The sequence below is a fragment of the Streptosporangium sp. NPDC049078 genome (assembly GCF_040648855.1).
Lineage (GTDB): Bacteria > Actinomycetota > Actinomycetes > Streptosporangiales > Streptosporangiaceae > Streptosporangium.
Map to the genome: position 1 here is coordinate 1 of NZ_JBEZEL010000040.1, position 2,154 is coordinate 2,154.

A 2,154-nucleotide genomic window follows, 5' to 3' on the forward strand; every position below is an offset into this window, starting at 1 on the left:
ACTAACCGGTCCCCTTAACGTTCCAGCACCGGGCAGGCGTCAGTCCGTATACATCGTCTTACGACTTCGCACGGACCTGTGTTTTTAGTAAACAGTCGCTTCCCCCTGGCCTCTGCGACCCCCACCAGCTCAGAACGCAAAGGTTCATCACCAGCGAAGGCCCCCCTTCTCCCGAAGTTACGGGGGCAATTTGCCGAGTTCCTTAACCACAGTTCACCCGATCGCCTTAGTATTCTCTACCTGACCACCTGAGTCGGTTTAGGGTACGGGCCGCCACGACACTCACTAGAGGCTTTTCTCGGCAGCATAGGATCACCCACTTCGCCACAATCGGCTCGGCATCACATCTCAGGATACATGAGAGGCGGATTTGCCTACCTCTCTCCCTACATGCTTACCCCAGGACAACCATCGCCTGGGCTGGGCTACCTTCCTGCGTCACCCCATCGCTTACCTACTACCAGTTCAGGCCAGGCGTTCAGTCTCACCCACACCCCGAAGGGCGTTAGGGACTTAAGGACCCTTAGTATCACTGGATTCAGTATTGGCGCATCGTAGCGGGTACGGGAATATCAACCCGTTGTCCATCGACTACGCCTGTCGGCCTCGCCTTAGGTCCCGACTTACCCTGGGCGGATTAGCCTGCCCCAGGAACCCTTGGTCATCCGGCGCAGAAGTTTCTCACTTCTGATTCGCTACTCATGCCTGCATTCTCACTCGCACAGCCTCCACAACTGGATCACTCCGCTGCTTCGCCGGCCGCACGACGCTCCCCTACCCACCCACACACCTAAACCACAAAGGCTCGGATAATGTGTGAATGCCACGACTTCGGCGGTGTACTTGAGCCCCGCTACATTGTCGGCGCGGAATCACTTGACCAGTGAGCTATTACGCACTCTTTCAAGGGTGGCTGCTTCTAAGCCAACCTCCTGGTTGTCACTGCGACTCCACATCCTTTCCCACTTAGCACACGCTTAGGGGCCTTAGTCGGTGGTCTGGGCTGTTTCCCTCTCGACTACGGAGCTTATCCCCCGCAGTCTCACTGCCACGCTCTCACTTACCGGCATTCGGAGTTTGGCTGACGTCAGTAACCTTGTCGGGCCCATTAGCCATCCAGTGCTCTACCTCCGGCAAGAAACACGCAACGCTGCACCTAAATGCATTTCGGGGAGAACCAGCTATCACGGAGTTTGATTGGCCTTTCACCCCTAAACACAGGTCATCCCCCAGGTTTTCAACCCTGGTGGGTTCGGTCCTCCACGCGGTCTTACCCGCGCTTCAACCTGCCCATGCCTAGATCACTCCGCTTCGGGTCTACAGCATGCGACTCAAACGCCCTATTCAGACTCGCTTTCGCTACGGCTCCCCCACACGGGTTAACCTCGCCACACACCATAACTCGCAGGCTCATTCTTCAAAAGGCACGCAGTCACATCACAAACAAGAGCAAGCCCTCGTTTACGCTCCTACGGCTTGTAGGCACACGGTTTCAGGTACTATTTCACGACCCCTCACCGGGGCGCTTTTCACCTTTCCCTCACGGTACTTGTTCACTATCGGTCACCAGGGAGTATTTAGGCTTACCAGGTGGTCCTGGCAGATTCACACAGGATTTCTCGGGCCCCGTGCTACTTGGGATCCCCTCAAACAGTCCAACCGATTTCGCCTACCCGACTCTCACGGTCTACGGCGCCACTTCCCAGAAGCTTCGACTATCGGAAAGATTTCTTACTGTCTATGGTCTCGGCAGAAACCATCAGAGGGTCCCACAACCCCGCAAACGCAACGCCTGCCGGCTATCACACGCCTACGGTTTAGCCTGATCCGCTTTCGCTCACCACTACTCACGGAATCACTAAATTGTTTTCTCTTCCTACGGGTACTGAGATGTTTCACTTCCCCGCGTTACCACCAACCGCCCTATACATTCAGGCGGAGGCAACACCACATGACTGGTGCTAGGTTTCCCCATTCGGACATCCCCGGATCAAAGTCTGGTTGGCGACTCCCCGGGGCTTAACGCAGCCTCCCACGTCCTTCATCGGCTCCTGATGCCAAGGCATCCACCGTGTGCCCTAAAAAACTTGGCCACAAAGATGCTCGCGTCCACTATGCAAATCTCAAACAACAAACAGCGACCAGACCAGACCC

1 rRNA gene is annotated in these 2,154 nt (G+C 55.9%); it reads right to left on the reverse strand.

What is annotated here, in order from left to right:
* Window positions 1-2,093: ribosomal RNA gene (locus tag AB0B90_RS38585) — 23S ribosomal RNA — on the reverse strand; the annotation flags it as partial.
* Window positions 2,094-2,154: the final 61 nt, after the last annotated feature.